This is a genomic window from Streptomyces sp. NPDC028907 (assembly GCF_055564995.1).
The window spans coordinates 19,208-41,148 of the sequence record NZ_JBVHVE010000027.1; the positions used below are offsets into that span (position 1 = coordinate 19,208).

At 70.1% G+C, this 21,941-nt stretch carries 20 protein-coding genes and 1 pseudogene; 5 read left to right on the forward strand and 16 right to left on the reverse strand.

Going from position 1 to position 21,941, the window contains the following annotated elements:
* Positions 1-15: 15 nt before the first annotated feature.
* Positions 16-1,578 (reverse strand): FAD-binding oxidoreductase, encoded by a 1,563-nt coding sequence (locus tag ACZ4UU_RS43590; RefSeq protein ID WP_471908998.1) that lies wholly within the window; start codon positions 1,576-1,578, stop codon positions 16-18.
* A gap of 302 nt (positions 1,579-1,880) precedes the next feature.
* Here ACZ4UU_RS43590 and ACZ4UU_RS43595 point away from each other — a divergent pair, with 302 nt between their 5' ends.
* The gene (locus ACZ4UU_RS43595; protein WP_471909036.1) at positions 1,881-2,075 is read left to right on the forward strand and encodes a hypothetical protein; all 195 of its coding nucleotides are present in this window, start codon (positions 1,881-1,883) and stop codon (positions 2,073-2,075) included.
* A gap of 54 nt (positions 2,076-2,129) precedes the next feature.
* Here ACZ4UU_RS43595 and ACZ4UU_RS43600 read toward each other — a convergent pair whose 3' ends face one another.
* Both ACZ4UU_RS43600 and ACZ4UU_RS43605 read right to left on the reverse strand, forming a co-directional pair.
* Entirely contained in the window at positions 2,130-3,128 is a 999-nt protein-coding gene (locus ACZ4UU_RS43600) for an inorganic phosphate transporter (protein WP_471908999.1), read from the reverse strand.
* Between the two features lie 9 nt (positions 3,129-3,137).
* Positions 3,138-3,758 carry a DUF47 domain-containing protein gene (locus ACZ4UU_RS43605; protein WP_048585568.1) on the reverse strand — a complete coding sequence of 207 codons (621 nt, stop codon included), beginning with the start codon at positions 3,756-3,758 and terminating at the stop codon, positions 3,138-3,140.
* A 236-nt stretch (positions 3,759-3,994) separates the two neighbouring features.
* Between ACZ4UU_RS43605 and ACZ4UU_RS43610 the strand changes: the two genes are divergently transcribed.
* Positions 3,995-4,357, forward strand: a complete 363-nt coding sequence (locus ACZ4UU_RS43610; protein WP_471909000.1) for a metal-sensitive transcriptional regulator — start codon at positions 3,995-3,997, stop codon at positions 4,355-4,357.
* A 24-nt stretch (positions 4,358-4,381) separates the two neighbouring features.
* Here the strand turns inward: ACZ4UU_RS43610 and ACZ4UU_RS43615 are convergent, their stop codons facing one another.
* The 6 genes from ACZ4UU_RS43615 to pstS all read right to left on the reverse strand — a co-directional run bounded on the left by ACZ4UU_RS43615 (position 4,382) and on the right by pstS (position 10,141).
* Positions 4,382-4,558 carry a hypothetical protein gene (locus tag ACZ4UU_RS43615; RefSeq protein WP_471909001.1) on the reverse strand — a complete coding sequence of 59 codons (177 nt, stop codon included), beginning with the start codon at positions 4,556-4,558 and terminating at the stop codon, positions 4,382-4,384.
* 113 nt (positions 4,559-4,671) lie between these two features.
* A complete protein-coding gene (locus ACZ4UU_RS43620) occupies positions 4,672-5,514 on the reverse strand; it encodes an SCO4651 family lipoprotein (RefSeq protein ID WP_471909002.1) in 843 nt (280 codons plus the stop codon).
* A gap of 449 nt (positions 5,515-5,963) precedes the next feature.
* Positions 5,964-6,740, reverse strand: a complete 777-nt coding sequence (gene pstB, locus ACZ4UU_RS43625; protein WP_471909003.1) for a phosphate ABC transporter ATP-binding protein PstB — start codon at positions 6,738-6,740, stop codon at positions 5,964-5,966.
* A gap of 71 nt (positions 6,741-6,811) precedes the next feature.
* Positions 6,812-7,867, reverse strand: coding sequence for a phosphate ABC transporter permease PstA (gene pstA, locus ACZ4UU_RS43630; protein WP_471909004.1), 1,056 nt, complete (start codon positions 7,865-7,867; stop codon positions 6,812-6,814).
* Positions 7,864-8,871 carry a phosphate ABC transporter permease subunit PstC gene (gene pstC, locus ACZ4UU_RS43635; protein WP_471909005.1) on the reverse strand — a complete coding sequence of 336 codons (1,008 nt, stop codon included), beginning with the start codon at positions 8,869-8,871 and terminating at the stop codon, positions 7,864-7,866. Before pstC ends, pstA begins: the two co-directional genes overlap by 4 nt.
* A gap of 145 nt (positions 8,872-9,016) precedes the next feature.
* Positions 9,017-10,141: a phosphate ABC transporter substrate-binding protein PstS gene (gene pstS / locus ACZ4UU_RS43640; protein WP_471909006.1), complete on the reverse strand. Its 1,125-nt coding sequence runs from the start codon at positions 10,139-10,141 to the stop codon at positions 9,017-9,019.
* A gap of 436 nt (positions 10,142-10,577) precedes the next feature.
* Between pstS and ACZ4UU_RS43645 the strand changes: the two genes are divergently transcribed.
* Together ACZ4UU_RS43645 and ACZ4UU_RS43650 are read left to right on the forward strand one after the other, a co-directional pair.
* The gene (locus ACZ4UU_RS43645; RefSeq protein ID WP_471909007.1) at positions 10,578-11,018 is read left to right on the forward strand and encodes an NUDIX hydrolase; all 441 of its coding nucleotides are present in this window, start codon (positions 10,578-10,580) and stop codon (positions 11,016-11,018) included.
* Positions 11,019-11,086: 68 nt separating this feature from the next.
* A pseudogene (locus ACZ4UU_RS43650) lies at positions 11,087-11,404 on the forward strand (integrase core domain-containing protein); the annotation flags it as partial.
* Here ACZ4UU_RS43650 and ACZ4UU_RS43655 read toward each other — a convergent pair.
* The 7 genes from ACZ4UU_RS43655 to mshD all read right to left on the reverse strand — a co-directional run bounded on the left by ACZ4UU_RS43655 (position 11,401) and on the right by mshD (position 19,887).
* Entirely contained in the window at positions 11,401-12,429 is a 1,029-nt protein-coding gene (locus tag ACZ4UU_RS43655; RefSeq protein ID WP_471909037.1) for a CHAD domain-containing protein, read from the reverse strand. The pseudogene ACZ4UU_RS43650 and the gene ACZ4UU_RS43655 overlap by 4 nt on opposite strands.
* A 538-nt stretch (positions 12,430-12,967) precedes the next feature.
* Entirely contained in the window at positions 12,968-15,202 is a 2,235-nt protein-coding gene (locus ACZ4UU_RS43660) for an RNA degradosome polyphosphate kinase (protein ID WP_471909008.1), read from the reverse strand.
* A 286-nt stretch (positions 15,203-15,488) separates the two neighbouring features.
* Positions 15,489-16,472: a hypothetical protein gene (locus ACZ4UU_RS43665; RefSeq protein WP_471909009.1), complete on the reverse strand. Its 984-nt coding sequence runs from the start codon at positions 16,470-16,472 to the stop codon at positions 15,489-15,491.
* Positions 16,469-17,473 (reverse strand): ABC transporter permease, encoded by a 1,005-nt coding sequence (locus tag ACZ4UU_RS43670; RefSeq protein WP_471909010.1) that lies wholly within the window; start codon positions 17,471-17,473, stop codon positions 16,469-16,471. The genes ACZ4UU_RS43665 and ACZ4UU_RS43670 overlap by 4 nt, the downstream gene beginning before the upstream one ends.
* Entirely contained in the window at positions 17,470-18,357 is an 888-nt protein-coding gene (locus ACZ4UU_RS43675; protein ID WP_471909011.1) for an ABC transporter ATP-binding protein, read from the reverse strand. The genes ACZ4UU_RS43670 and ACZ4UU_RS43675 overlap by 4 nt, the downstream gene beginning before the upstream one ends.
* Positions 18,354-18,740, reverse strand: coding sequence for a GntR family transcriptional regulator (locus ACZ4UU_RS43680; RefSeq protein ID WP_471909012.1), 387 nt, complete (start codon positions 18,738-18,740; stop codon positions 18,354-18,356). The genes ACZ4UU_RS43675 and ACZ4UU_RS43680 overlap by 4 nt, the downstream gene beginning before the upstream one ends.
* A gap of 220 nt (positions 18,741-18,960) precedes the next feature.
* A complete protein-coding gene (gene mshD / locus ACZ4UU_RS43685; protein WP_471909013.1) occupies positions 18,961-19,887 on the reverse strand; it encodes a mycothiol synthase in 927 nt (308 codons plus the stop codon).
* Positions 19,888-20,068: 181 nt separating this feature from the next.
* Between mshD and ACZ4UU_RS43690 the strand changes: the two genes are divergently transcribed.
* Positions 20,069-21,880, forward strand: a complete 1,812-nt coding sequence (locus ACZ4UU_RS43690; RefSeq protein ID WP_471909014.1) for a bifunctional metallophosphatase/5'-nucleotidase — start codon at positions 20,069-20,071, stop codon at positions 21,878-21,880.
* The last annotated feature ends 61 nt before the right edge of the window (positions 21,881-21,941 follow it).

Consider the following 21,941-nt stretch of genomic DNA (forward strand, 5'->3'; position numbering starts at 1 on the left):
CGGAAGCCGTGAGGGCTACAGCGCCTGCGGGTACGTGAAGAAACCCTCCGGGTCGTACTGCTTCTTCAGCTTCGTCAGGCGCGTCGCCGCGTCCCCGTAGTACGCCTTGCGCCAGTCCTTCAGCGTCGGGTCCGTGTAGTTCTGGTACGCGGCACCCGAGGCGTACGGCCGCATCGCGTAGTGGGCCGACGTCAGCCAGGACTGGGCGGTGGAGCCGGACGTGCCGGCCCGCCAGGAGGCGATGTACTGGGCCAGGATGCGGGAGCGGCGGTGCACGAAGGCCGTGGCGGTGGGGGAGACGCGGTTGACGGCTCCGCCGAGGGCCGTGAGGGCGACGCTGCCGGAGCCGCCGCGGACCGACTGCATCTGCCGCATCAGGGTCTGGATGCCCGCCGGTGAGAGCGAACGGTCGAAGAAGTCCGACTTCGCGGAGTACGTCTCGCGGCTCAGCGCGCCCTGCGGGGAACGGCCCGGGGTGGAGCCGGGGAGGTGGCACTGGGCGTCCGAGGTGAAGGACGAGCAGCCGGCGTACAGCTCCATCGACTCCTTGTACGAGCGGCGCTTGATCGCGACGTTGCTCGCGGGGCCGGGGCCGCCGGGGCGGTCGGCCAGGCGGTCCACCGCGTTCTTGAGCTCGTTGTAGGTGCCCAGCGAGAACGCCGCGACCGTGATGGTCGGGTTGCCGCCCGCGTGGTTCGAGATGCTCAGGGCCGACCAGATCTCGTCGGGCTGGGTCGGGCCCCACTCCTGCCACGCCTTGATCAGCTTGGCCGCCTTCGACCAGGGCCAGGTCATGTACGCCGTGACGGCCTGCGGGGCGGGGTGGGTCCTGAACTGGAGCTCGGTGACGACGCCGAAGTTGCCGTTGCCGGCGCCGCGCAGGGCCCAGAAGAGGTCCTTGTTGGTGGTGGCGTTGGCGGTGAGCTGCTTGCCGTCGGCGGTGATCAGGGTGGCCTGGGTGAGGCTGTCGCAGGTCAGGCCGTAGGCGCGGGAGGTGACGCCGTGGCCGCCGCCGAGGGTGAGGCCGGAGACGCCGACGCTGGGGCAGGAGCCGGCGGGGATGGTGACGCCCTTGGCGGCGAGGGCCCGGTAGACGTCGATGAGTTTGGAGCCGGCGCCGACCACGGCGGTGTTGCCGCCGGCTCGGATGCGGTTGAGCTTGGAGACGTCGATGATCAGGCGGTTGTTGCCGGAGGACCAGCCGGCGTAGGAGTGGCCGCCGTTGCGGATGGCCACGTGGAGGTTGTGGGCTCGGGCGTAGGCGAGGGTGGTGCGGATGTCGTCGGGGTGGGCGACGTAGGCGACCGCGGTGGGCTTCAGGTTGTCGAAGCGGGTGTTGTAGAGCAGGCGGGCGGACTTCCAGTCGGCGTCGCCCGGGCGGATGAGGCGGCCGTCGAGGTCCTTGGCGAGGGCGGTCCAGTTGGCTGGGGCGGAGGCGGCGGTGTTGCCGGTGGCGGTGGTTCGGGTGCTGGTGCGGGTGCCGGTGCCGGAGTTGGTGTCTTTGGTGCCGTCGCAGGCGGTTGCCGTCAGGGCGGTGAGGGCTGCTGCGGTGCCGCCGATGAAGGTACGCCGTTCCATGTCGCCTCCTGGAAATTGTGAGCTGCTGCACGTTGCCAGTGAGCGCGGCAGCTACGGCGCGGGCACGGACGTTCTCGCGTCGAAATGTTGTGACCGCGGCTGAGCACTGGGCCTGGCAACAGGAGACACTCCCGCGCAGTCAGTACGAAGGGTTCTTGGAACGAGACGGGAAGGCCGCGGTCCGGGTTCCAGATGTCGGTGGCTCCTTGACCTGTACTTTGCCCCCGTGGGGATGCACGATCCCCGGTCCGCGTGACTCAGCCCCGTCCGGTGCTTGAGGACGGGGCAACGGGCCCAAACTCCTGAATGCCCGGGAATGGACCTGCACCGCCCGCGGCACTGTCCACGACCGGGACACCAACGCCGCGATCAACGTGAAGACGGCCGCCGGACTGGCGGTATCGGCCTGCGGAGCGCCGGTAAGACCAGGAGCGATCCCGGCACAGCGCGAAGAAACAGGAAGCCACGGATTCCCGACCGAATGCCGTGCCGCGTAGCGGCACGGCAGGAACGGAAGGCCAGAATCCTCGGGCTTCAGCCCGAGGAGCAAGTCAGAGGAACGCCAGGTGTACGACCCCGAACGCGGCAGCCGCCACCACCGCGGCCGCAGGCATCGTGATGAACCACCCAAGGACGATGTTCTTGGCCACACCCCACCGCACGGCGTTCACCCGCTTGGTAGCCCCCACACCCATGATCGCCGAAGTGATCACATGCGTCGTGGAGATCGGCGCCTTGAACAGAAACGCCGTGGTGAACATGATCGACGCCCCCGTGGTCTCCGCGGCGAACCCCTGAGGCGGATCAAGCTCAATGATCTTCCGCCCCAACGTCCGCATGATCCGCCACCCACCGGCATACGTCCCCAGCGACAACATCACCGCACAGACGATCTTCACCCACACCGGAATCGGATCGCCGTAGTCCTCGACATCGGCGATGACCAGCGCCATGACCACGATGCCCATCGTCTTCTGGGCGTCCTGAAGACCGTGCCCGAGCGCCATCCCGGCAGCCGACACGGTCTGCGCGATCCGGAACCCGCGCTTGGCCTTGTGCGGATTGGCCCGCCGGAAGATCCACATGATCGCGGTCATCACCAGATACCCCGCGCACAGCCCGACGATCGGCGACACGAACATCGGGATGACGATCTTCTCCAGGACCCCGCTCCAGTACACCGTGGTCCCGCCGGCCAATGCCGCCCCCACCATGCCGCCGAACAGCGCGTGCGAGGAGGAGGACGGCAGCCCGAAGTACCAGGTGACCAGGTTCCAGGTGATCGCGCCCACCAACGCCGCGAAGAGGATCCCCATCCCCTTCGAGCCTTCCGGCGTCTGGATCACCCCCTCACTGACGGTCTTGGCGACACCGGACCCCAGAAAGGCACCGCCGAGATTCATGACCGCGGCCATCGCCAGCGCGGCCCGCGGCGTCAGCGCCCGCGTCGAGACGGACGTGGCGATGGCGTTCGCCGAGTCGTGGAAGCCGTTGGTGTACGTGAAGAAGAGCGCGACCGCGATGGTCACGACCAGAGCGAAGGTGTCCATGTGAGGGTCTCAGGACTCCTTGACGGCGATGGTCTCCACCGTGTTCGCCACATGCTCGAATGCGTCGGCCGCTTCCTCCAGCACATCCACGATCTGCTTGAGCTTGAGGACCTCGATCGCGTCGTACTTGCCGTTGAAGAGGTGCGCGAGAAGCTTGCGGTGTATCTGGTCGGCCTGGTTCTCGAGGCGGTTGACCTCGATCCAGTACTCGGTGAGGTTGTCCATCGTGCGCAGGTTCGGCATGGCCTCGGCCGTGAGTTCCGCGGCCCGCGCCAGCACCTCGATCTGCTGCTCGACGCCCTTGGGCAGTTCCTCGACGTTGTAGAGGACGACCAGGTCGACGGCCTCCTCCATGAAGTCCATGATGTCGTCGAGGCAGGACGCGAGGTTGTAGATGTCCTCGCGGTCGAACGGTGTGATGAACGAGGAGTTCAGCTGGTGGAAGATCGCGTGCGTGGCGTCGTCACCTGCGTGTTCCGCGGCCCGCATACGCTCTGCGATCTCGGCCCGGCCGGCGGTGTCCGCCCCGAGCAGTTCCATCAGGAGCTTCGAGCCCGTGACGATGTTGTCCGCGGATGCGGCGAACATGTCGTAGAAGCTCGTCTCCCGGGGGGTCAGACGAAAGCGCACGTGAGGGTCCTCAGGAAGCGTCGGTTCGGTCAGGCTGATGCTAGGCGCATCATCCGGCCACGGCTAATGGGCCGTCCTCCAGTGTCGCCCATCAGGCACAGTGGTCGGCACGGGGGCTGCCCAGTGGTCCAGTCCAACGGCCGTTGGCGGTTCGGCCACAGGGCCCTATACCCAGCAAAGTTCGGTACGATATACCCAGTAGGGGTATATGAAGCGGTTTACGTCTGGAGGACGCGATGACGACCACCGAGGCCGGCGCGGCCGCGCCCTCCGAGGCGGAGGGCACCCCCGCCGTCGTGACCGACCACGACCGCGGTGTCCACGGCTACCACAAGCAGAAGGACGAGCACCTCAAGCGCCTGCGCCGGATCGAGGGCCAGATCCGCGGCCTTCAGCGCATGGTCGACGAGGACGTCTACTGCATCGACATACTCACGCAGGTCTCCGCCTCCACCAAGGCCCTGCAGTCCTTCGCCCTGCAACTGCTGGAGGAGCACCTGCGGCACTGTGTCGCCGACGCGGCCCTCAAGGGCGGTGCGGAGGTCGACGAAAAGGTGGCGGAGGCGACGAAGGCGATCGGCCGGCTGCTGCGCACCTGAGGGCCACGGCCCCAGTGGCCGAAATCATTCCCCCTCGGCGTCCCGCTCCTCCGCGACCCTCAGCACCTCGTCGATGCTTTCCAGACTGAGCCGGTCCTCGCGGGCGGTCGAGGCCGCGATGATGAGCTCTCCGCACAGCTCGATCTCGGCGAGGGCCACGTGGTCCTGAACTGCCGTACCGCCGACCGGAGCCACGTGCATCACCTCTTCTCTGCCGTTACCGACTTCCTAGAGTAGGGAGCGGCCTACACACTGCGCATGGCACGGACGGGCTAGTTCTTGACGCCCGTCACGCCCGCACACCCCGACGCTCACTACTCGGCGATCTTCCCCGCGTAGATGTCGTCACCGTCCGGCAGCCGTACGTCGACGGGGGCCCCGAAGTCGTACAGCAAGGTCGTCGAGGCCACGGCGACGGCGTCCTTCTGCTGCCCGTTGACGAAGCTGAACCGATGCCGGACCTTCCGGATCCGCCCGTCGTCGTCGAGGTACACGTCGAACGGGACCTCGTCCGTGGCGAACCCTTTCGCCGCCGCCGCAAGCGCTTCCGAATTCCCCTCGGAGGCCTCCCGCGCGGCAGTCGCCAGGTCAGCGGTCCCCCGGTAGTGCCGCACCGCCGTACCGGCGACGTCCGTCTTCCCCACATACGTCGCCGTCCGCGCCCCGCGCAGCACCTCGGCGGCGGCGTACGGATCGGTGGCCCCGCCGGTGACCAGGTTCCCGTCGGACAGCGACCGCGTATCGACCCGGACCCACTTGTCCGCGGGCACACCGGCACCGCGGTTCTTCATGAACAACGCCCCCGGCGCGAGCAACTCCATGATCGGCCGCTGCGCGGCGGCGCCCGCCGGATCCTGCGGCAACAGCACCTTCAGCCGCCCGCGCCGCTTCTGGAAGTCGTAGACACCCTCACCGCGAATGGTGACGCGCGTCCCACCCGTCGCCATCTCCATCGACGTCCGCGCCTTGGAACTCCGGGCCCCGACCAGCGCATCGGCGGCCCGCCGCACCACCCGCACGGCGTCCCCGTCCCGCGAGTCCCCCACAGCGGCACCGCTCTCCGCCACACACCCGCTGCCCGTCAGACAGGCACACAGGACTCCCGCCGCAACGCCCGCCCCACGCCTCTGCCTGCGCTGCTGCTGCCGCTCCGTCATCGCCTGCCTACCCCCAGCCGGTACGTCCGTCACGGGCCCCCTGTCGTTCCGGTTAACGACGAGTAAGTGCCCCCGTCACGCACACCGGAGGCGTCGCGTTTACTTGCCCTGGGTAACGTTGTCGATGTGGCACAGCAGGACGGACCAACCTCCCCCGCAAAACCTGACGACCCCGCGGAACACCGCACGACAACAGTGGAGAAGGGCCGCTTCTGCACGGCCCGCTGCACCTGCGGCTGGCACGGCCCGGCCAGACGCGCCCGCAGCCTGGCGCGGGCGGACGCGGAAGGGCACACAACAGGCTGACGCCGCCCCGCACGGCGCCGCGGCGCCGCGTACGGCGGCGAGGGGACGAGGTGAAACAAGACGGGCCCGCCCCCCGGGAGCCAGGGGGCGGGCCCTTTATCTGCCTCGCAGTGGCACCGCCATGCAGCACCGCGAGGGGTCTGTCAGCCGAAGCGGCCGGAGATGTAGTCCTCCGTGGCCTGGACCGACGGGTTGGAGAAGATGCGCTCCGTGTCGTCGATCTCGATCAGCTTGCCGGGCTGGCCGACGGCGGCGAGGTTGAAGAAGGCCGTGCGGTCGGAGACACGGGCCGCCTGCTGCATGTTGTGCGTCACGATGACGATCGTGAAGCGCTCCTTCAGCTCACCGATCAGGTCCTCGATGGCGAGGGTGGAGATGGGGTCCAGGGCGGAGCAGGGCTCGTCCATCAGCAGGACCTTCGGTTCCACCGCGATCGCGCGGGCGATGCAGAGGCGCTGCTGCTGACCGCCCGAGAGACCCGAACCGGGCTTGTTCAGGCGATCCTTCACCTCGTTCCAGAGGTTCGCGCCCTTCAGGGACTTCTCGACGACGTCCTGGAGCTCGCTCTTCTTGTAGTTGCCGTTGAGGCGCAGGCCCGCCGCCACGTTGTCGAAGATCGACATGGTGGGGAAGGGGTTCGGGCGCTGGAACACCATGCCGACCTCACGGCGCACCGACACCGGGTCGATGCCGGGGCCGTACAGGTCCTCGTCGTCGAGGAGGACCTTGCCCTCCACCCGACCGCCCGACGTCACCTCGTGCATACGGTTCAGCGTGCGCAGGAACGTCGACTTGCCGCAGCCGGACGGGCCGATGAAGGCCGTCACCGAGCGCGGCTCGACCGTCATCGAGATGTCCTCGATCGCCTTGTGGGAGCCGTAGTAGGCGGTGAGCCCGCTTACGTCGATTCGCTTGGCCATGTCTCTACTTCACTTCCAGAATCAGTTGGTCGCTGTGTGGCCCCGCGCGGCGGTAGCCGCAGGTCGATGCTTTAGCGACCGGTCTTCGGGGCCTTCCAGCGGGCGATCCCGCGGGCCAGCATGTTGAGGATCATCACGAAGGCGATCAGCGTGAGTGATGCCGCCCAGGCGCGGTCGTACGCCGGGGTCTCGCCGGAACCGTACTGCTGGTAGATGTACAGCGGCAGCGACGCCTGCGCCCCCTCGAAGGGGTTGGCGTTGATGAACTTGCTGCCGAACACCAGCAGCAGCACGGGCGCGGTCTCACCGGCGATACGGGCGATGGCCAGCATGATGCCGGTGGTGATGCCGCCGATCGAGGTCGGCAGGACCACCTTCAGGATGGTGCGCCACTTGGGCACGCCGAGCGCCAGGGAGGCCTCGCGCAGCTCGTTCGGGACGAGCTTGAGCATCTCCTCGGTGGAGCGGACGACGACCGGCATCATCAGGATCGCCAGGGCCAGCGAGCCGGCGAAGCCGAAGGGCTGCATGTCGAACATCAGCATGAGGCTGAGGATGAACAGGCCGGCGACGATCGACGGGATACCGGTCATGACGTCGACGAAGAAGGTGACGGACCGGGCGAGGCTGCCACGCCCGTACTCCACCAGGTAGATCGCGGTGAGTACACCGATCGGCGCGGCGATCAGGGTGGCGAGACCGACCTGCTCCAGGCTGCCGAGGATGGCGTGGTAGATGCCGCCGCCCGGCTGGGAGTCGGCGACCACGCCCATGGAGTGGGTCAGGAAGTAGACGTCCAGGACCTTCACACCGCGGGCGATGGTCGTCCAGACCAGGGAGACCAGCGGGACGACCGCCAGCAGGAAGGCGACCCAGACCAGGGAGGTCGCGACGCGGTCCTTGGCCTGGCGCCGGCCCTCGACGCGGGCGGCGATGACGTACGAACCGAACACGTAGAGGAGACCCGCGATCAGGCCCCACTGGACGCGGCTGCCGAGGCCGGCGCCCAGGCCGATGCCGACCGCGACGGCCACCGAGCCGGCCGCGATGGCGTAGGGGGACCACTTGGGCAGGCGGGCGCCGCGCAGGCTGCTGGGGCGCTTGTCGGCGATGGTGGCGTTGCTCATGCGTTGGCCCCCGAGTACTCCTTGCGGCGGGCGATGATCGCGCGGGCCGCGCCGTTGACCAGCAGGGTGATGACGAACAGGACCAGACCGGAGGCGATCAGCGCGTCCCGGCCGAACTCGGTGGCCTCGCTGAACTTGCTGGCGATGTTCTGGGCGAAGGTTCCACCGCCCGGGTTGAGCAGGCTGCCGTGGATGATGAAGTCGGGGGAGAGCACGGTGGCCACGGCCATCGTCTCGCCGAGGGCGCGGCCGAGGCCGAGCATCGAGGCGGAGATCACGCCGGAGCGGCCGAACGGGAGGACCGCCATGCGGATGACCTCCCAGCGGGTGGCGCCGAGCGCCAGGGCCGCCTCCTCGTGCGTCTGCGGGACCTGCCGGAAGACCTCGCGGCTGACGTTGGTGATGATCGGCAGGATCATGATCGCGAGCAGGATGCCGACCGTGAACATCGAGCGGGGGGCGCCGCCCTCCCAGGAGAAGATGCCGGTCCAGCCGAGGTACTCGTCCAGCCAGCCGAAGAGGCCGGTCAGGTGCGGTACGAGGATCATGGCGCCCCACAGGCCGTACACGATGGACGGCACGGCGGCGAGCAGGTCGATCACGTACGCGATGGGGCCCCGGAGTCTGCGCGGGGCGTAGTGCGTGAGGAACAGCGCGATGGCCACCGCGATCGGGACCGCGATGACCATGGCGATGATCGAGGAGACGATCGTGCCGAAGGCCAGGACGGCGATACCGAAGACCGGCGGGACCGTGTTGGTGTCCCACTCGAAGGTGGTGAGGAAGTTGCCCTCGTCCTCGCTGATCGCGAGGACGGCGCGGTAAGTGAGGAAGACCGCGATGGCGGCCATGATCACCAGCAGCAGGATGCCCGAGCCGCGGGAGAGGCCGAGGAAGATCCGGTCGCCGGGTCGGGTGGCGCCGCGGGCCGCGCGCTGCTGCTCGGCTGCCGGCGGCCGTGGGGTGGGGAGAGGGGCTTGAGGCGTCTGTGTAGATGTGTCCATCACGTTCTCCGGTCTGCGGAGCCGCACACGGTCTGCGGCGGCTCGGTGGAGCCGTACGCGATCGGCGACGGCTCCGGGCGGCGGTGCACCGGACGATGCGGTCCGGTCCGGGGTTTCTCAGGCCCTGGACCGGACCGCATTCGGGTCAGCTCAGGTTCGAGATGGTCTTGCGAACCTCGGTGATGATCTCCTCGGGCATCGGGGCGTAGTCGTTCTCCGTGAGGATCTTCTGGCCGTCCTCGGAGGCGATGTAGGTCAGGAACGCCTTCGTGCCGGGCAGGGTGGCCGCCTTGTTGCCCTTGTCGCAGACGATCTCGTACGTCACCAGGACCATCGGGTACGCACCGTCGGCCTTGGTGTTGTAGTCCAGCTCGAGCGCGTAGTCGTTGCCGGTGCCGACACGCTTGGCGGCCGCGATGGCCTTGGTGGCGTTGGCGACGTTGGCCTCGACCGGGGCGGAGGCGCCGGTGTCGAGCTTGGCCGCCTTGATGTTGTCCTTGACGTAGGACAGCTCGAAGTAGCCGATGGCGCCGTTGGTCTGCTTCACCTGCTGGGCCACGCCGGAGGACTGCGGAGCGGACTGGCCGCCCTTGGCCTGCCAGGCCTTGCCGCCCTCGTAGGGGAAGTCCTTCTTGGCGGTGGCGATCAGGTACTTGGTGAAGTTGTCCGTCGTGCCGGACTCGTCCGAGCGGTGGAACGCCTGGATCTTGAGGTCGGGGAGCTTCGCGTCGGGGTTCAGCTTCTTGATCGCCGGGTCGTTCCAGTTGGTGATCTTGCTGTCGAAGATCTTGGCGATCGTCGAGGCGTCCAGGACCAGGTTGTCGACGCCGGAGACGTTGTAGCCGACGGCGATCGGGCCGCCGACCATCGGGAGGTTGATGCCCTGGCCGCCGGAGCAGATCTTCTTGGAGGCGGTGACCTCTTCGGGCTTCAGCGCGGAGTCGGAACCGGCGAAGGCGACCTGGCCCTGGGTGAACGCGGTCACGCCGGCGCCGGAGCCGCCGCCCTTGTAGTTGAGCTGCACGTCCCTGCACGCGGCGGTGAACTGCGCGACCCAGGCGTCGATCGCGTTCTTCTGCGCGGAGGAGCCGTCGGCGAGCAGCTGGCCCGAGGCGTCGTCGCACTTGATGTTGCCGGCCGCTGCGCTGGAGGCGCCCCCGTTGCTGCTGGTGCCGGTGTCGTCGGAGCCGCACGCCGTGAGGGCCAGGGCGCCGGAGACGGCGAGAGCGCCGAGAGCGAGAGCCCGCCGGTTCTTGCGCTGAAGCTTCACTGAGGGAGTTCCTTCCAGGAGCCGCCGTCCTGAATTCGGCGGCGTGCGAAGAATGGGTGATGCGGGACCGTCCCCCCGGGGCGCGGTCCGTCATCGTGCAAGGCCGAAATTAGGCAGAACAGGTGAAGCCGCCGATGGGCGTAAATGAACGAGGGGTGAACCCCTGGGGACGGTGCGGTGAGGTCACGGAACGCTTACGTTGAGGACACGGGAGCGTCCCGAGACTTTGTGCGGAGATGGTGCGGACTATGCCGGCCGAAGCGACTCCGGCAGGGCGTCCACGAGTGGGCGGTCTCTTGGCCGGGTCAGACGGCTCCGGGCGGAGTGCCCCGTCTCCTCCTCGACCTCGCGCAGCGCGCCGGCCAGGTGGTCCTCGTCTTGGTTCACCGGTGAAAAAAGTCGCTGGTCAGGGCACCTTCACGGCCTTGGCGGCACCATGGACCACATGAGTCGACCGTATGTCGTTCGTGCCGCGGGCTGCCTGTTGTGGCGTCGCTCGTCGGCTGGGCTGGAGCTGGCGCTGGTCTACCGGCCGAAGTGGGCTGACTGGTCCTGGCCGAAAGGCAAGCTCAAGCGCGGGGAAGCGGCCGAAGCGGGGGCACGCCGTGAGGTGCTGGAAGAGACCGGCTACACGTGCCGTCTGGGGGCGAGGCTCCCGTCATCCCGGTACACCGACCATCAGGGGCGCCTCAAAGAGGTCTCCTACTGGGTGGCGGAGGCAAGGGAGGGTGCCTTCGAGCCGAACGAGGAGGTCAGCGATCTTGTCTGGCTCACGCCCGACGCCGCCCGTGAACGACTCACGCATGAGAGGGACCGGGATCTGATCCCTGTCGCGCTCGTCGCCATCGGTAAGGGCGGAGACGCGAGGGGGCTGTGATGCCGGAGCAGCAAGAGCGCTCCGCTGGGAGGGGACGTCGACCGTGAGCGTCGCTGACCGCCGCGCGCGGCGTGACCATCGAGCGGGTCCTGACAGACAACGCCTGGGCCTGTACCAAGAACACCTGGCGCGACACCTGCCACCAGCTGGGCACCAGCCCCCGCTGGACCCGGCCCTGGCGGCCGCAGACCAACGGCAAGGTCGAACGCTTCCACCGCACCCTGCTCGACGAATGGGCCTACCACCGGCCCTACACCTCAGACACCGAACGGCAGGCCGCATTCCCCGACTGGCTGGACTGGTACAACTACCACCGCCCCCACACCGGAATCAGCGGCCACACCCCAGCCAGCCGCGTCACCAACCTCTCCGGACAACACACCTAGGGCGTGCCCACCGTCTGGCGCTGCCAGGACTGCTGGAACGCGAACCGTGCCGCCTCCACCTCGTGCCGCTGGTCGGCGTGCAGCACACCGAGGGCGTACGCCGTCGCCGGGGCGATGCGCGGGGTGCGGGCCGCCTGGGCCGCGGCGGCCGCCGCCTCGGAGGCGTCGCGGTGCCGGTTCAGGGACTGGCCGGCCGCCAGCAGCCGTACGTCCACCGGGTCACTGTCGCCGTACAGGACCTCGCGGGCGTAGCGGTGCAGGCGCAGCAGCAGGCGGACCTGGTGCCAGGGTGCGTCCTGCGGGTGCGGGGACGGGTCCGGGGAGAGGCCGTGGATCAGGGCCTCCGCGTTGTAGGGGTGGCCGGCGGTCACCAGCGGGAGCGCAGCCACCGCGTCGGTGAGGCGTTCCTCGGCGGCGGCCGCGAGGGGGTGCAGGTCGGTGGTGGCCGCGGCGGGGGTGAGGGGGACCTCGCTGGCCAGTACGGCGATGCTGTCCGCGACGGCGTGGAAGCGGCTGCTCCCCAGGGCCTGGAGGGCGCTGGAGTGAGCCCGGGTCCGGGCGAGGGTGAGCTGGCGGTCCAGCAGGGCGCCTGCTTTGGCCGCGCCTACTGTCAGGTTGCCGCGGTCCGGGGTGGGCGCGGGGTTGGTCGGGGAGCCGGTGCTGCCGGGTGCCGCTCTCTTCGGGACGGTCGCCGCCCCAGCGGTCCGGCTGCCCGCAGCTACGCCGGTACGACTGCCCGTGGCCAGGTCGGCCCGGCCGAGCGCGCCTGCGTTGGCGCGGTTGCCTGCGGCGACGTTGGCACGGCTGCCTGCGGCTGAGTCGGCACTGCTCGCCGCGGCTGCATCGGCCCGGCTGCTCGCCGCCGCGTCGACACGGCTGCTGACGGCTGCGTCGGCGCTGCTGTTTGCGGCTGTGTGGGCCCGGCTGCTCACGGCCGCGTCGCCACGGTCGCCCGCCGTCGCGTCCGCACGACTGCCTGCCGCTGTGTCGCCCACGTCGCCCGCCGCCGCCTCGGCACGACTCACCGCCGTCGCGTCGCCAAGCCTGCCCGCCCTCGCGTCGCGACGGTCGCCCGTCGCGGCGTCGTTGCGGTCCCCCGACGCCGCCGCGTGACCGCTCGCCCCCGACAGGTCGCTGCGACTTCCCGCGGTCACCCTCGCCGGACCGCCCCCCGCACGCGCCCCCAGCACATCGGGCGTCGGCGTCTGGGCCGGCAGTACCGGTGCTCCGGACAGCCGGTGCAGGGCCAGGAGCAGGCGTTCCAGGCGGGCCGCGTAGGCGTGTTCCAGGGCCAGGGTGCCGGAGAGCCAGGCCAGTTCCGGGCGGATGGCCTCCGACCAGTCGGTGTCCAGCAAGGGGCGGAAGGTGTGCAGGCTGGCGCTGATGCGGCGGGCCGAGCGGCGCAGGGCGCGGGCCGCGTCGACGGACTCCTCCGTGCCGTTGGACGCGCCGCCCCCGGTCTCCCGGTGCAGCCGCAGGGCGCGGAGGAACTCCGTGGCCTGGGCTCGCAGGTAGCCCGCGAGGGCGTCCCCGGTCACCGCCCCGGCCGTGGGGTCCGTCGGGTCAAGGTGTTGCTGTGCCACGCCGGCGCCTCCGGGCGTCTATGAGCATCTCCTGGACATTGCGCAAGGGCTGGCCCTCCGTGTCCGTCGCGTGCCGGGTCCACTCGCCGTCCGGGCCGAGGTGCCAGGACGCGGTGGTGTCGGACATACCGGTCTCCAGGAGCCGGTTGAGCGCGGCGCGGTGGGCCGGGTCGGTGACCCTGACCAGGGCTTCGATACGGCGGTCGAGGTTGCGGTGCATCATGTCGGCGCTGCCGAACCACACCTCGGGCTCGCCGCCGTTGCCGAAGGCGAAGACCCGGGAGTGTTCGAGGAAGCGGCCGAGGACCGAGCGGACGCGGATGTTCTCCGACAGTCCGGTCACGCCAGGGCGGATCGCGCAGATGCCGCGGACCCAGATGTCGACCGGCACGCCCGCCCGTGACGCGCCGTAGCAGGCGTCGATGATCGCCTCGTCGACCATGGAGTTGACCTTGATGCGGACGTAGGCCGGACGCCCGGCACGGTGGTGCTGGGCCTCCTTGTTGATCCGCGAGACCAGGCCGTCGCGCAGGGATTTCGGAGCCACCAGCAGGCGGCGGTAGGTCTCGCGGCGCGAGTAGCCGGACAGGCGGTTGAAGAGGTCCGAGAGGTCCGCGCCGACCTGCGGGTCGGCCGTCAGCAGGCCCAGGTCCTCGTACAGCCGTGCCGTCTTCGGATGGTAGTTGCCGGTGCCGACGTGGCTGTAGCGCCGTAGCGTCTCGCCCTCCTGGCGGACGACGAGGGACAGCTTGCAGTGGGTCTTGAGGCCGACCAGGCCGTAGACCACGTGGCAGCCGGCCTCCTCCAGCTTGCGCGCCCACTTGATGTTGGCGTGCTCGTCGAAGCGGGCCTTGATCTCGACCAGGACGAGGACCTGCTTGCCTGCCTCGGCGGCGTCGATGAGCGCGTTGACTATGGGCGAGTCGCCGGAGGTCCGGTACAGGGTCTGCTTGATCGCGAGGACGTCCGGGTCGTCGGCCGCCTGCTCCAGGAACGCCTGCACGGAGGTGGAGAAGGAGTCGTACGGGTGGTGCAGGAGGACGTCGCGGTTACGGAGGGCCGCGAAGATGTCGGGCGCGGACGCCGACTCCACCTCGGCCAGGTCCCTGTGCGTGCCCGCGACGAACTTCGGGTACTTCAGCTCGGGCCGGTCGATCGAGGCGATGCGGAAGAGCCCCGTGAGGTCCAGGGGGCCGGTCAGCGGGTAGACCTCGGCCTCGCTGATCTTCAGCTCGCGCACCAGCAGGTCCAGGACCTCCTGGTTGATGTTCTCCTCGACCTCCAGGCGCACCGGCGGCCCGAAGCGGCGCCGCATGAGCTCCTTCTCCAGGGCCTGGAGGAGGTTCTCCGCGTCGTCCTCCTCGACCTCCAGGTCCTCGTTGCGGGTCACCCGGAAGGCGTGGTGCTCCAGGACCTCCATGCCGGGGAACAGCTCCTCCAGGTGGGCCGCGATGACGTCCTCAAGGGGGACGAAGCGGCCGGGGGAGGCCTCCAGGAAGCGGGAGAGCAGCGGGGGCACCTTGACGCGGGCGAAGTGCGGGGTGCCGGTGACGGGGTTCCGTACGCGCACGGCCAGGTTCAGGGAGAGCCCGGAGATGTACGGGAACGGGTGGGCCGGGTCGACCGCCAGCGGGGTCAGGACCGGGAAGATCTGGTGCCGGAAGAGCGTGAAGAGGCGGGCCTGCTCCTTCTCCGTCAGCTCGTTCCAGCGGACCAGGTGGATGCCCTCCTCCGCGAGCGCGGGGGCGACGTCCTCGTGGTAGCAGGCGGCGTGCCGGGCCATCAGCTCGCGGGAGCGGGCCCAGATCATCTCCAGGACCTCGCGGGGCTGCAGGCCGGAGGCGGAGCGGGTGGCGACGCCGGTGGCGATACGGCGCTTCAGACCGGCCACCCGGACCATGAAGAACTCGTCCAGGTTGCTGGCGAAGATCGCCAGGAAGTTCGCCCGTTCGAGGAGCGGGGTGTTCGGGTCCTCGGCGAGTTCGAGGACGCGCTCGTTGAACGCGAGCCAGCTGCGCTCCCGGTCCAGGAACCGGCCCTGGGGCAGCTGGACACCTTCGATCTCGGTGACCTCGTACGCGTCGAGGTCGGCGTCGATGTCGGGCTCCAGATCGGAGACGACCGCCGACACCGTGTGCGGGCGGTGCGCCGCAATGGAGCCCACGGAGGGCTGCGCGTGCTGGACCTGTGCCTGGGCGTTGGAAGGCTGGCTCATGTGCCCATTGTTCCGCGTTGCGAGCATTACGGGCGCGTCGGAAGCTGCGGGCGGGAGCGTGACCGGGAGGCGTCGGGCGTCCCCGTTCCCCGCGGTCCCCTCGGGGGGCGGCGAAGGCTCTGGCACGGCGGGCGTCATTGGCCGAGCGTCGCAAGCCCGTCTGAACCAACGGTTACGGAGACATGGCGTGTGGGATAGCGGGGGGCGGCTCGCGGGCGTCCAGGTGACGGTCCGTCGGCCCGGCCCGTACGTCCCTCCCCCCGTGGAGGGACGTACGGGTGGGTTCTCAGGGGGTGCGGCGGCGCAGCAGCCAGAAGGCGGCGGCGGTGGCCAGCGCGGCGGTGCCCAGCAGGAGGCCGGTCTCGACGAGATGGAGCGGCCAGAAGTGCGCGGCGGGGTGGTAGTCGGTGTAGTAGCCGACGATGTCGTGGGCCGCGAGGCACTTGGCGTCGTCGTCGCCGCACAGGGGGTCGGGGACGCGGGCGCCCGTGGAGGTGAGGGCGCCCGACTCGCCGAAGATGTAGTGCGTCGGTAGCTGGTGGCCGGACTCCAGGGTGCCGATCATGGTCTGCCCGGGCACCAGGTTGCGGCTCGCGACAGTGGCGAGCGTCAGCAGCGCATAGGTGGCGGCCAGGGTGACGGCGAGCGCCGGGAGCGCGCGGCGCAGGATCAGGCCCGCGAGGGCGCCGATGGCGAGGCCTAGCAGGGGTGCGGCGATGGCGGCGGTGCCGTTGGCCCGGATGTTGTCGTCGGTGTACCAGGACCACCGCTCCAGCGGGAGGGGGTGCGCGTCGGAGACCAGGTGGTGCAGGAGGACGAGGACGGTCGTGCCGGCCGTGAGCAGGACCGCCGGGACGGCGAGCTTGGTGGCCAGCCAGCGGGTGGGGGTGATGCCCTGGGTCCAGGCGAGACGCGCGGTGCCGTTCTCCAGCTCGCGGCCGACGAGGGCGCCGCCCGTCCACGCGGCGACGAGCGCGGGGAGCCAGGTCAGTCCATACCCGGCGGCTCTGAAGACGCGGTCGAAGTCGTAGATCGGGTCGCCCCACACGCAGGCCTCGCGGCCGGCGCACACCCTGTCCCACTCCGCCTGTGCCGCGTGGGCACCTGGTCCGTAGGCCCACAGCAGCACCGCCGCGCCGCTGAGGACGACGACGGCCCACACGATCAGCGTCGAGCGGTGCAGCCGCAGAACGGTCCAGGTCAGGCCGCGGGGGCCGCGGGGTGGCCGACCGGTGGTGGGGGCCGTCGTGGCGGACAGCGCGGTGGTCATACGGCGGCTCCGGTACGGCGCTTCAGCAGCTGGAAGGCGATCAGGACCGCCAGGGCGGTGACGGCGAGGACGATGCCGGTCTCCACCAGTTGGAGGGGCCAGAAGTGGGAGGAGGGGTGGTAGTCGCGGTAGAAGCCGACGATGTCGTGCTCGGCGAGGCACTTGGCGTTGTGCACGCAGATGGGGTCCGCGACGCGGGCGCCGGTGGAGGTGAGGGCTCCCTCGTCGACGACCATGCCGATGTACGGCGGGTACTCGTGCTTGTCCGTGAGCGTCTTCAGCGGCCACAGGTACGGACGCACGGTGCCGAGCACGGTCGTCAGGAGTGCGAGGCCGACGACCGCCGTGCCGAGCGCGGGCAGGGCGCGGCGCTGGAGCAGGCCCGCCAGGAGGCCGACGGTGAGGCCGAGGAGGGCGTAGGAGGTGGCGAGGGTGCCGTTGGCTTCGAAGATGGTGCCCTCGTGCCAGTCCCACGAGACCATCGCCAGCTCCAGGGGACGGTCCGCCGACCACAGCAAGCGGTGCAGCAGCGTGAGCACGAGCGTGCCGGAGACGAGCAGGACGGCCGGGACGGCGAGCTTGGCGGCCAGCCAGCGGGCCGGGGAGACGGACTGCGTCCATGCCAGCTGGGCGGTCCCGCTCTCCAGTTCGCGCCCGATGAGTGCGGCGCCCGCCCAGGCGGCGGTGAGGAACGGCACGAGGCCGAGGACTCCGGTGCCGATGCGGAGGGCCGTGGCGTACCGGGTGTAGGCGGGGCCGATGCCGTCGCAGCCCAGGCCGGGTACCCGCGTCGAGTCGCACCCCATCTCGTGGTACTGGGCCCAGGCGGCGTCCGCGCCGGGACCGTACGCCCACAGCAGCGTTCCCGCGCCGACGGCCACCAGCAGCAGCCAGAACCGCAGCGCCCAGCTGTGCAGCCGCAGCATCGCCCAGAGCAGTCCGCGCGGCCCTCGGGGAGAGGTGACGGCGGTGGACGTGTCGAGGGTCGTCACGGCGTTCATACGGCGGCCTCCCGCACGTCGTCGAGCAGCAGGGCCGGGGCCTCGGGGGCGCGCAGGTGGGCCAGGACCAGCTCCTCCAGGGTCGGGGCGGCGGACTGCCAGGCCTCGCCGAGGGGGCCCTCGGGCCGTACGAGCGCGGTGACCTGACGTCCCGTCGTACGGGACTCGACGACGGTGTGCGGGTCGAGTGAGCCGTCGGCCCGGCCGGTGACGAGGCGGTGCGTGGCGAGCAGGTCGTCCAGCGGGCCGGCGAGGCGGACCCGGCCGGCGCCGAGCAGCAGGAGGTGGTCGCAGGCGCCGTCCAGTTCGGCCACGACGTGCGAGGACATGACAACCGTGGTGCCGTGTTCGGCCGCGTCGGCCATGAGCGTGGCCATCAGCTGATGCCGGGCCAGCGGGTCGAGGTCGGCCATCGGCTCGTCCAGGAGCAGCAGTTCGGGGCGCTTGCCGAGGGCGAGCGCGAGGGCGACGCGGGTGCGCTGGCCGCCGGAGAGCGTGCGGATCCTGGCGTCCGCTGCGAGGCCGCCCTCGGCGACGATCCGCTCGGCGACCCGGTCGTCCCAGCGGCCGGGGTTCAGTTCGCGGCCGTAGCGCAGGGTGTCGGCGACCGTGAGCTGAGGGTGCAGGGGCTTGTCCTGGGCGACGTACGCGAGGCGTTCGCGGACCGCGGCCGGGGCGGCGCCGAGGACGGTGATCGTGCCGTCGGTGGGGCGCAGCAGTCCGGCGGCGAGGGAGAGCAGGGTGGACTTGCCGGCGCCGTTCGGGCCGACGACGGCGCAGACGCTGCCCGCCGGGAGTCGGAATGAGCAGCCGTCCAGGGCCTGCTTGCGCCGTCGCCCGAACCTCTTGCTGAGCGCGGCCGCCTCGATGGCGGTCCCGGTCATGACTCGTCCCCCTTGAAGTGCGTGTCCAGTACTGCGGTGAAGAGCGCCGCCACGTCGTCGTGGTCCAGCCCGGCCTCGCGGGCCCGCACGGCCCATGCCTCCAACTCGGTGCGCAGGGGGGACTCCGCGGGCGCGGTGTTCAGACCGCGCCGCACGAACGTCCCGAGCCCGCGGCGTGCCTCGACCAGGCCCTCGCGTTCCAGTTCGCGGTAGGCCTTGAGCACGGTGTTGGGGTTGATGGCGGTCGCCTCGACGACCTCGCGGGCCGTGGGCAGCTTGTCGCCGGGCTCCAGCAGGCCCAGGCGCAGGGCCTGCTTGGTCTGCTGGACGATCTGCACGTAGGTGGCTACGCCGGAGCGTCGGTCGATGCGGTAGTCGACCATTCCGTTCCACCACCCTTTCACTAATTGAGTAGTGAAAGGGTGGTGGAAGGGGCCCGGGAAGTCAAGTCGGAGGGGTTGTCGGTCGTCTGCTGCGCCGTCGTGGCTGGTCGCGCAGTTCCCCGCGCCCGTTGGGACGGGCGGTCCACGGTGCCTGTGAGGGAAGGGGAGGGCGGTCCCGCGCGCCCTCAGGGCACCCGGCCCTTCGCGTTCCGTGGGGTGTTCACGTCTCCGTGCGGTACATCAGGTCCGTCTCGTACGTCGTGAAGCCGAGGCGCTCGTACACCGACACGGCCGCCTTGTTGTCGGCGTCGACGTAGAGCATCGCCGTGGGGAGCCCCTGGGCGGACAGGTGGCGTAGTCCGATGGTCGTCAGGGCCTTGCCGAGGCCGCCGCCCTGGGCGCCGGGGCGTACGCCGAGGACGTACACCTCGCCGAGTCCCTCCTCGGCGTGGACCTTCGTCCAGTGGAAGCCGACGAGCTCGCCGTCCCGTTCCGCCAGGAAGAACCCGGCCGGGTCGAACCACGGCTCGGCCTTGCGGTCGTCGAGGTCGCGCTGGGTGAGCGAGCCCTGCTCGGGGTGGTGGGCGAAGGCGGCGGCGTTCACCGCGAGCCAGGCCGCGTCGTCCTGGCCGGGCACGAAGGCGCGGACCGTGACGCCCTCGGGGAGCACCGGGTCCGGCAGCGACAGGTCCGCCAACGGGCGGCGCATCTGGCGCAGTTCGCGGAACAGGGTGAGGCCGAGGACCTGGGAGAGGTGGCGGGCCGCGGCATGGCCGCCGTGGGCCCACACCCGCAGCCGCTTGCCGGACGCGGCGAGGAGGGCCGAGCCCAGTGCGCGGCCGTGCCCGTGGCCGCGGTGCGCGGGGTGGACGACCAGCTCGGCGGCCGGGGCCTCGACCGGGTCGGTGTCCTCCAGCTGGGCGTAGCCGACCAGTTCGCCGGCGACGGTCAGCAGCAGATGCGAGACGCCCTCGCGCTCCCCACCGCGCAGCTGGAGCCGGCCCTGCTCGGACACCGCCTGCTGCCCGTCGGTCCGGGTGGCCTCCGCGAGCAGCTCCAGTACGGCCTCGGTCTGCTCCGGGGTGAGCGTGGCGCGGGTCTCGATGGCACGGGTCGGGAGGGGGTGTGCGGTGTCGTCGCTGGTCATGCGTATGAGGGTAAGGGGCGCCTCCGGCAAAGTCCCGGCACAGAAGCAACCAGGCTGTAACCAGGAACCCCCTGTCGCGCTACGCGCGTTGACTCTAGGCTGCCGCCCGACGGGGCCATGTCACTCACGACACGCAGGCCGCTCAGGACCGACGTGTCATCCACGACTCACAGGGGGGCGGATGTCAGCCACATCCCACCAGCAGCACCGCAGACGCCGTACGTACGCGCTCGTCGCCACCGCCGCCGGACTCGCCACCGTCGGCGCGCTGGCCGCGGCGCTCCCCGCGACGGCGACGCCGGAGAGCTCGGCCAAGGGCGGCCACGGACACCACTTCGACCGCTACCGGGACGTCCAGCTGCTGTCCTTCAACGACCTGCACGGCAACCTGGAGCCGCCGTCCGGTTCCTCCGGCCGGGTCACCGAGGTGCAGCACGACGGCACGACGAAGACCATCGACGCCGGTGGTGTGGAGTACCTGGCCACCCATCTGCGCCAGGCCCGGGAGGGGAACAAGTACTCCATCACCGCGGCCGGCGGTGACATGGTCGGCGCCTCCCCGCTCATCTCGGGCCTCTTCCACGACGAGCCCACCATCGAGGCGCTGAACAAGCTCGACCTGGACGTGACGAGCGTCGGCAACCACGAGTTCGACGAGGGGGCCAAGGAACTGGCGCGCCTCCAGAACGGCGGCTGCCACCCCACGGCCGGCTGCTACACGGACAAGAAGTTCAAGGGGGCCGACTTCCCCTACCTCGCCGCGAACGTCCTCGACGAGAAGACCGGCAAGCCGATCCTCAAGCCCTACTGGGTGTGGAAGAAGAAGGACGTCAAGGTCGGCTTCATCGGCGTGACCCTGGAGGACACCCCGGGTGTCGTCTCCGCCGAGGGCGTCAAGGGCCTGAAGTTCAAGGACGAGGTCGAGACGATCAACAAGTACGCCAAGGTGCTCCAGCGCCAGGGCGTGAAGTCGATCGTCGCCCTCATCCACGAGGGCGGGGCCCCGGCCTCCTCCTCGTACAACTACGACTGTGACGCGCCCGGCGCGGGCGACGGCATCTCCGGCCCGATCGTCGACATCGCCAAGAACATCACGCCGCAGGTCGACGCGCTGGTCACCGGCCACACGCACGCCGCGTACGTCTGCACGATCGACGACCCGGCGGGCAAGCCCCGCATGGTGACGTCGGCCGCGTCCTTCGGCCGCCTCTACACCGACACCACGCTGACGTACGACCGCTTCACCGGCGACATCGCCCGTACGGCCGTGAAGTCCGCGAACCACGTGGTCACCCGGGACGTCCCCAAGGCGCCCGACATGACGGCGCTGATCGACCGGTGGAACACCCTCGCGGCGCCCATCGGCAACCGCGCCATCGGGTACATATCCGGTGACATCGGCAACACCGGGACGGAGTCGCCGATCGGTGACCTGATCGCGGACGCGCAGCTCGCGCACGGCAAGGAGCTGGACCCGGAGACCGACCTCGCACTGATGAACCCCGGCGGCATCCGGGCACCGCTGACCTACGCGGCCAAGGGCAGCGAGGGCGACGGAGTGGTGACGTACGCCGAGGGCTTCACCGTGCAGCCGTTCTCCAACACCGTGAACCTTCAGGACTTCACCGGCGCACAGCTGATCCAGGTGCTCAAGGAGCAGGTCAGCGGCACGAACGCGGCCTCGCCTAAGGTCCTGCAGGTGTCGTCGGGTCTGACGTACACGCTGGACCTGACGAAGTCCGGCGCCGACCGGGTGGTGGCGGACTCGATCAAGCTGAACGGTGCGGCGATCGACCCGACGGCCACCTACCGTGTCGCCACGAACAGCTTCCTCGCGGGTGGCGGCGACGGTTTCCCGACGCTGGGCCAGGGCACGAACGACCTGGTCGGCTCGGACGACCTGACGGCGCTGGAGAAGTACCTGACGGCCAACTCCTCGGCCACCAGCCCGATTACGCCGCCGGCGGCGAACCGGATCACGGTCGTGCAGTAGTTCAACGCAGTAATTTGTGAACCGGCGTGAACTAGATCGCAAACCCCCGGTAGAGGTTGCG